The 8537-nt window shown below is 38.6% G+C and carries 8 protein-coding genes and 1 riboswitch; all 8 genes read right to left on the bottom strand.

What is annotated here, in order from left to right; translation table 11 throughout:
* Positions 1-1076: ATP-binding cassette domain-containing protein (locus ACJMMI_RS07335; RefSeq protein WP_405354613.1), on the bottom strand; the 1076-nt coding region annotated here is incomplete at its 3' end.
* Positions 1049-1912: an energy-coupling factor transporter transmembrane component T gene (locus ACJMMI_RS07330; RefSeq protein WP_405354612.1), complete on the bottom strand. Its 864-nt coding sequence runs from the start codon at positions 1910-1912 to the stop codon at positions 1049-1051. The genes ACJMMI_RS07335 and ACJMMI_RS07330, both read right to left, overlap by 28 nt.
* Positions 1912-2424 (bottom strand): DUF4430 domain-containing protein, encoded by a 513-nt coding sequence (locus ACJMMI_RS07325; protein WP_405354611.1) that lies wholly within the window; start codon positions 2422-2424, stop codon positions 1912-1914. The genes ACJMMI_RS07330 and ACJMMI_RS07325 overlap by 1 nt, the downstream gene beginning before the upstream one ends.
* On the bottom strand, positions 2424-3830 hold the full coding sequence (locus tag ACJMMI_RS07320) for a prenyltransferase/squalene oxidase repeat-containing protein (RefSeq protein WP_405354610.1): 1407 nt from the start codon (positions 3828-3830) through the stop codon (positions 2424-2426). Before ACJMMI_RS07320 ends, ACJMMI_RS07325 begins: the two co-directional genes overlap by 1 nt.
* A 48-nt stretch (positions 3831-3878) precedes the next feature.
* Positions 3879-5342 (bottom strand): DUF4430 domain-containing protein, encoded by a 1464-nt coding sequence (locus ACJMMI_RS07315; RefSeq protein ID WP_405354609.1) that lies wholly within the window; start codon positions 5340-5342, stop codon positions 3879-3881.
* 98 nt (positions 5343-5440) lie between these two features.
* A riboswitch (cobalamin riboswitch) is annotated at positions 5441-5622 on the bottom strand.
* Between the two features lie 37 nt (positions 5623-5659).
* Positions 5660-6382: a cohesin domain-containing protein gene (locus ACJMMI_RS07310; RefSeq protein ID WP_405354608.1), complete on the bottom strand. Its 723-nt coding sequence runs from the start codon at positions 6380-6382 to the stop codon at positions 5660-5662.
* Between the two features lie 15 nt (positions 6383-6397).
* Complete coding sequence (locus ACJMMI_RS07305) at positions 6398-7201, bottom strand: SDR family NAD(P)-dependent oxidoreductase (protein ID WP_405354607.1); 804 nt, start codon at positions 7199-7201, stop codon at positions 6398-6400.
* Positions 7202-7217: 16 nt separating this feature from the next.
* Positions 7218-7847, bottom strand: coding sequence for a class I SAM-dependent methyltransferase (locus ACJMMI_RS07300; protein ID WP_405354606.1), 630 nt, complete (start codon positions 7845-7847; stop codon positions 7218-7220).
* Positions 7848-8537 lie beyond the last annotated feature (690 nt).

Genomic DNA, 8537 nt, shown 5'->3' with positions numbered 1-8537 from the left:
GTAGCTGTTTTTTCGCTTACGCTTACCTTGCCTCTGTATGGCTTTAAGCGTGAACCTATAATTGACAGCAGGGTTGATTTTCCGCTACCGTTTGCACCTACCACCGAGAATATCTCTCCCCTGTACACCTTTAAATCAAGTCCCGAGAGCACATCTTCACTCTTTTTTTCGTATCTGAAATATACATTTTTAACCGATAATATTTCCTCATTAGAGTTATAACTTACTATTTTATTTTCCATAATAGAATTATTATAACACTTAGCAAAAAGCTCTCTGCCCTCTTTTACGGTAATCGGACATTCACTTGTACTTTTTGTGGCTGAATAAAGCTGAACAGGCACAGGCATTGCGAGCATCATCGGGTGATTTTGTGGTAAATTTTGAGAGGTATTTCTCGGTGAACTGTCAGAAATAATACTTCCGTTCTCCATTACGATTATTCTGTCGGCTATAGGGAACAATTTTTCGAGCCTATGCTCGGTTATAATTACAGTAATTCCGAGATCCTTATTCAGTTTATCAAGAATAGTAAAAAAATTCTCTGCCGATACCGGGTCAAGCTGACTTGCAGGCTCATCAAGAATAAGCACCTCAGGCTCTGCAACCGAAGCCGCCGCAAGATTTAAAAGCTGCATTTGTCCGCCCGAAAGCGAATTTGTCTTTTGCTCAATTATTTTTGAAAGTCCAAAATAGGTTGCAGTTTCGCTGATTTTTATATTCATCTCTTCAGTTGACATTCCCATATTTTCAAGGGTAAATGCAAGCTCGTGAAGTACAGTATCGGTCACAATCTGATTTTCTGGATTTTGCGATACATAGCCGATTTTAAAGGCGGTTTCCTCCTCCGTTAAACTATTTATATCATTTGAGCAAAAGAGAATTTCGCCTGTTTTTTCTCCATGTGGTGCCGACTGTGGCTTTAAAAGTCTTAATAAGGTTGTTTTTCCGCAACCCGACTGACCACAGATTACACAGAACTCTCCCCTGTTTACAGAAAAGCTGACATCATTTAACGCTTTTTTCTGCATTTGCGGATAAGCAAAGTTTAAATTTTTGACAGAGAAAATTTCCATACAAGCTCCTCCTTTAACTCAATAATAAACGGCATAAATGAAAGCACACCAAAGGCGAATATGCCGACAAATGAAAGCATCGACAGATCGCACATTTTAATTTCGGGATAAATCAGAAAATCAAGCTGACCCGATGTAAAGGCAATCAGAGTAAATATAAGCATTAATACCGATACCAAAGCAAAAATCAGATCAAACTTTGTGAACGGAAAGCGACTGTAAAAGGTGCGTTTTTTTACACCGTAGCCTCTTGAGCTCATTGAATCCGCCGTCTGCACCGAACCTTCAAGCATTACCGATACTGACGCAGAAAACGCACCGATGTACTTTTTAAATTTATTCTTACCGCAGAAATCCGCCTGTGCCGCAAGTGTTCTTTTAAACACCAACACAAACTTTGGCACAAAATGCAGTACCATTGAAAACAGTAATGCAAGTCTTGGCAAAAATCTGCCGAATATGTAAATCAACTTTTCAGAATCAAACACACTGTTGAACACCGAAAACCACAAAATCACGCTTACAAGCATTAAGCCGAGTACCGCACCATAAACAATGGCTTCAAGTGTAATCGGAACATCGTTAATAAAAATCAACGGAGTTATTCCCTTGTGTGAAAAAATCGGGTTTGTAACAGTTACAAGCAGAAAAATCAAGGCATAACCAAAAAAGGATTTTAAAAATAATTTAAAACCCTTTTGCAAAATCAAATAAGCCGCCGCTCCAAAAAGCGACAGCAACAAAATTATGTAATTCCAAGTGAACATTGATACCAACAGCACAGCCACAAAATATATGAGCTGTGCTATTGGATTAAAGGAATTGAATCTGAGCATTAATCTTCTCCTGTAAATTCATTGCCAATGTCTGCACCTAAGTCGCAGGTATATAAAAATTTAACAGTATCTCCGTCCTGCAAGTCATAAGCATTACAACCGACTGATGGGAACACATCGTTTATGCAATATTCCCAGCCCGAAAGCTGTCCGCAGGAAAATTCGTAGAGGTTTGCTATGCCTTCAATGTAAATATCCGCATTTGTGCCTGTGTATTCAAACTGAATTTTATTCTGCTTGCAAGCCTCACTGAGGGCGTCATAGGCTGTTGCATTTTCATCAAGTGTAACCTTGTAAGGCTTGAGAATTACACCGTCATTTGGCACATAGCTTTCAAGTCCGCTCTCAAGCATATCCATATTATTAAGAATCGTAGAACAGTTTATAGAAATAGTAACCTCCATACCGTCCTTTTGCGATGATTCGGAATAATACTCCTCAGGAGTCTGTACAGAGCAACCGCAAAGAATTGCAGTAACAATCAATACAAGTAATAAAAGCCTAGTTTTCATTATTTGTCACCTTTTTTTCTGCCAAACAATCTAAACGGCTCTCCGTTCTTTTTAAGAACGGTAAGAACGGTAAGTCTAACAATTATAAGTACAACCACTACTGCAATCAAGCCGATAAGCGAAATGTAGTAAATAGCGTTGTTGTCATCTGTTTTTGCAGAAGCTACAGTATCAGGGGTTGAATCAAGTGTAAATGGTTCGTAATTATCATTTGCAGATACTAAAGCCTGATTTTCGTCATCACTTTGAGTTTCATCTGCCTTTGTCGCTTGAGTCTGCTCTTCTGAATTTTGATTATGCTTTTCTGTAATATCACCTGTATTTACAGAATTGTTTTTATCGTTGCTGTCTATATTAACCGCAGAACCTGAGGTGTTTGAGCCTGAATTGTCCTGCTGTGAATTTTCATTTTTAGAATTATTTTTATCTGTATCGTCAAAATCAAAAATTTCTGTGCTGCCCTTATTAAGGTACTTGTAGTAATCAACAAGTGAGTTCAAAGCCTGATAGCAGGCAATGTTGTTTGATTTACCGTTTTCAGTATGTGCAAAGCCTCCGTCAGAATTTTTGAATCGAATAAGATTATCAATAAGTGTATTGCCGTTTTTAATAAATCTGTCATCTTGCTGTACATCAATTCCAAGTGCCACAAGAGCAGAAATAACCTGAGATACACTTTCCGAATTTACTGTACCAAATGAAGAGTATCCGCCGTTTTCATTCTGCTTTTTAGAAAGCACACTTAATGCTCTTTCAATAGACTCGTTTACTGTACTGTCAGATTTATACGGAGCAAGTGCCTGAATGCACATTGCTGTTACATCTGTATCGGCAAAGTTGCCCATAAGAGTAAAACCGCCGTCAGAAAGCTGTAAACCGATTATCTTTTTAATAAAATATTCTCTGTCATATTTTGCGTCACTCGGTACTTTTGCGTTAGCACAATCGAGCGACAACAGGGCATAAACATAGGCATTTATGCCCTGCTTGTTCACATTTTCACTATTATAAACTCCGTCACTCAGCAGATTTTTGCCGTCTACATTCTCAGGATTGAGTCCGCAGGCATAAAGTGCGAGTGATGTACGCTGAAAATCCGTAGCCTTGCTTTTGCCCTCATAAAGCTTTAAAGCAGACTTTGTCATAGACTCCCTGACAGCGGTCATATCCTCACCGTACTTAGAAAGAGAGATAATGTACCATTGTGTTTCGGAAATGTCTGTGCTTTCTGCAAGCTTATTTATAAGTGAGGCTGTATCGTCAACTTTTAAGGTTGCCGCCTTATACGAAATTATTCCGTCAATCGTTTTTGAAATATCATCTTTGCCGTATGTTGTAGCGTTTACTGTAACGCTGAATGTAAGCATTAATGCACATACAAGCAAGGCTGTGAATTTTTTCAGCATAAATTATCATTCCTTATTAGAATTTAAACAAGTGTAAAGTACACTTAATTATTCTGCATTTGCAAGGCTTGTCTGTAAAGCTGTAACATCGTTTACATCTACCTTACCATCTCTGTCAATGTCTGCAATTCTAACCTGCTCAGCGTTTAATTCAACAGAACTGCTGAGGTAGCTCTGAATTGCTGTAACATCATTAATATCTACTGAACCGTCAAGGTTTACATCGTTTGTATTCTTAGTATCAACAAATACTGTGTAGTCATTTGCATAGCGAAGAACTGCCGGTGCACCGCTGTAGCCGTACTTTTCAACCTGTAAGCTGTGGTCGCCAAATGTAAGCTGATCCTCATCAATTACAACAACACCGCTGTAGTCTGTTGTATATTCCTTACCGTCAAAATAAACTGTCATATTGTCAATTGGAAGAGTAGCGTCACCAAAGGTTGCCTTTGCTGTGAAAGTAATCTTGCCCTCAGTAGCAAGTGCTGAAGTGTCTGCGATTGGAAGGTAGCAAGGATACTCACCATAGTAAAGCACAACTGTATCGTTGTCGCTGAGTGTATAACCGCTTACACCAACATTAGGAACAACGCTGTTTACTGCATAGTACCAGCCGTCCCAGCCACCGAATGAGCCTGCTGCGATGCCGTTTACCTCTGAAATATAACCCTTATCTGCACCAACAACCTCAATGTCATCTGAAACCTCGTCTGCATAGCTTACGAGTTCGCCGACATTACTGTCCTTTGCAATTTCAAAAGTATCATAAAGATAGCAAGCCTCCGGACCTTCAATTCTAAGGCTTACATTAATTGTGTTTTCTCTTGCAATGCTTACTGTGAAGTCATCTGCATAACGACAAACCGCAGGAGCACCGTTAGCGTTCTTTTTGGCAACCTGTACGCTATGCTCACCTGATGTGAAATCTGCCTTGCTGAGTGTGATTGAACCGTTCTCATCTGTTGTGTAGGTGTGACCGTCAAAGGTAACTGTCATATCTGCAATAGCAACTGTGCTTACTGTTGGGTTCCAGTCGCTGTCATATGTAGTCTGCTCTGCTGTAAAGCTGAGCTTGCCGTCCGTGTTTAAAGCTGATGTATCAATCTGTGGGATAAAGCAAGGATAATCACCATAGTAAAGAACAACGGTATCGTTGTTGCTTAGAGTGTAATCATTTACGCCAACGCTTGGAGATACTGCGTTTACTGTGTACTGCCAGCCGTCCCAGCCACCGAATTTACCTGCTGTTTCACCGTTTACATCTGTGATGTATCCGTTCTCTGCACCTGTAACTGTAATAGCGTCTGAAAGCTTATCTGCATACTGAATAAGGTCAGAGGCTGTGCTGCCCTCTGAAAGCTCATAGCTGTTGTAAAGCAAGCATGAATCTATGCCCTCAATACGAAGTGACACATTAATGTCTTTTTCTTCCGCTGCAAATGCTGTTACTGCTGATGAAGTAATGAGCAATGTAGCAAGTGAAGCAGAAATAATTTTTGCTGTCTTTTTCATAAACATTCTCCTTATATAAAAAATAGCCCCTTAAAAGAGGCATAGCTATATAAAGGGTAAGATTTACCCAATAACTATTCTCCCTTTGCCCAAGATAGTTTTCAAAATTTTATTATGGCAGGTCTCCTGACTTACAGTTTGCAAATGCAGCCTCAGCACCTTCTCGGTTTCCCAATGGCATACGCTGTGGCTATGGCTGATTACAGTAATGGCGGTTGTGACGGACTTACACCGTCTTCCCTATTAATTAAACGAATAAACCATAATAAATATTAAGTTTCAAATCAATTTTATAGCATAAAGCGGCTTATGTCAAGTTAATGACTTTCTTTTTCCTTTTTTGCCTTATTTTTCCGTTTTACGACGCATAAATACAGTATAAAGCACAACACTCCAACAGCCAATCCGCAGAGTATGCCTACCAAAAGCATAAAGGTTGTGTTGTCCTGTAGCTTTGAGTTTAGTTCTATTGCCTCATCAGCGGTGCTTTGTGACATGCTTTCATTGTTCGCAATCGCATTTTGCGATGTGCCTTTGCTATGCTCGGCTTTTGAAGTGCTTGAAATTTCATTACCTGAATTTAAAATATTCACGGTACTTCCTATACATTCAGATATTTCAATATCATTTATAGAAGAACTTACACAATTATACGCAGTATATGACAAATCGCATTTGCCATTATCAAGCGTCTTAAATTGCAATGTAAAAATCGTTGAGTCCTCGCTGATATTTTTACCGTATGTGCATAAATATGACACATTGAGCGTATTGCCGTTATCATAAGCACTTACAACGCTTTCGGAGTCTGTACTTACATTTCTGTACTCAATCAGCTTTCTGTCATAAGTAAATTTAAATGTCACCGAAGAGAGCTTTTCGGGGGAATTTGCCTTTACATCAACTGTAAAAAGCCTGCCTTTACTGCAAGAAATATTTTCGGTTTTAAAAGCAACTGAATTTGCATCGACAGCAAAAGCTGAAAAAGCGGAGAGAAATATGAAAACAACTGTAAATAAAATTAAAATCAGTTTTTTCATATTCTCTCCGCCCCTTTAAGCGTGTTCTGCTTTATTAAAACTTTTCTGTTTAATCTCAGGTTTTTGACCCTCTTTTTTGCTCTGCACATTATAAGAAATGCGTGTGAGCATATTTTCGCTGACAAAACGCTGAGCAACCTTTGCGGCTTTCATCGTAAAGCCGGGTATAATAACCATTTTGCCTTTCATCGTTTTTTCAACCGCGTATTTTGCAACAAAATCTGCCGGAAGTCCGTTAAGGCAGAATTTCACATCAGCCACATTATTGAAATTAGTGTTCACAGGTCCCGGACAAAGCACAGAAATTTTTACATTACTGCCCTGTCGCCTCAACTCCTCGTGAATAGCCTCGGTAAGCCTTACAACATAATTTTTAGATGCGTAATAGCTTGCAAAGGTCGGACCTGCCAAAAAACCTGCCGATGAGCCTACATTAAGAATGTAACCCTTGTTTTTCTTAACCATATCCTTTAAGTAACACTTTGTAAGGATATGCACAGCACTAATATTTGTGTGAATTAAGTCAAGCTCCTTTTTCAGAGGAACATCCAGAAATCTGCCGTATGCACCGAATCCCGCATTATTTACAAGGAAGTCAATGTCCTCGTCCTTTAAATGCTCGTACAAATCAATAGCGTCTTGCTCTCGTGACAAATCAATGGTGATTACTCTGACATTTACATTTTTAAGTTCAGCTTTAAGCTTCATAAGCTTATCATAGCTTCTTGCCGCAATAATCAAGTCATACCCCATTGCGGCCAAAACTCTTGCAATCTCCTTACCAATCCCCGAACTTGCTCCTGTAATTAAAGCCTTCATATATTCACCTGCTTTTTTATTTTTTGACACCTATGGCACACAGCCAGGTGGTGCCTTCCTTTTTATAGGTTTCAATGTCCTCAAAGCCTGCTTTTGCAAGCATTTGCTGTATCTCCTCCTCTGTAACGGTTTTTATGCCGATTTTATCCTCCACAGCCTTCCATTTATCAGGCTCTTCGGGAATTTTCAGCATTTCAAAAACAAGCATAAGCCTGCCATTTTGCTTTAATACTCTGTAAATTTCCTTTAAATCATTAAGCTTGTCCGGCCAGAAATAGTAGGTTTCCACCGCAGTTACAACATCAAAGCTGCAATCGTCAAACGGTAATGACGAAACCGAGGCAAGCAGAATTTTCACCTTGTTGCACAGAATGTTTTTTCTGTTCTGAGCCTTTGAATGTTTGATACAAAGTGCGGAATAATCGACTCCGTAAACCTTGCCGTTGCCGATTCTCTCGGCTATTCTTGATACAGTAAGACCGCCGCCACAGCCAACATCAAGCACACGATAATGTCTTTCAAAATTTATATGGTCGAGTGCCCAGCCCGTAAGCTCATAGTGACCCTCGTTCATAGAACTAATCATTTTTTTGCCCCAAAAGCCCTTAGGCTTCTTGGCATTTTCCAATAGCTTATGATATTTCACAAGAACCGTCCTTTCTGCAAAACACATAGTTACTCTATCAATTTATATCAAATTTGCGTTATTAACACTATAGTATTATTGATTATAACACATATTTATATATTTAGCAATTACTTATTGATTATTTTGCTTGGTTTTTTGTTCATCAATTAGTTCCTGCACAAAAAATTCGTTACTCATACAATGTATATCGGATATACCCTCACTAATCAATTCGTAAGCTGAGAATGATAAAAAATTCCTAAATCTTTTTTTGACGATATATCGAGTCTCTTGGCAAACAACTCAACTATACGAGCATATTTTTTCTGTAATAAAATTAGGTTTGCATTCATATCTGTTCACTTCATGTTTAAAAACTCACAATAATTATACTAACAAATTATAGAATACAAAATATACGCACATAATCTATCTAAATCAATACAAATCATACCAAAGAATAACTACTTCACAGCACAAAATATCAATCCGTTTGTTTATCTTCAATCTCTTTCAATGTTCTACCATCTTTAGTTTTCCATCTTCGAGGTCCACTTACGCTATATCCGTAACCGTCAAACGCACATTCTTGAATTAAAATAGCCAGTGGGGAATTTTGAATCCCACTGGCATATATATTGTTATTCAGATTTTGATTTACAACTTTCTGGAGCATTCCAGGGTAACAGCATATTTATGTTCTCACCA

Source organism: Ruminococcus sp. (assembly GCF_045129435.1).
In the GTDB taxonomy this organism is placed as follows: domain Bacteria; phylum Bacillota; class Clostridia; order Oscillospirales; family Acutalibacteraceae; genus Ruminococcoides.
The sequence above is the reverse complement of the archived record's forward strand: the minus strand, read 5'-3'. Positions and strand labels throughout refer to the sequence as shown.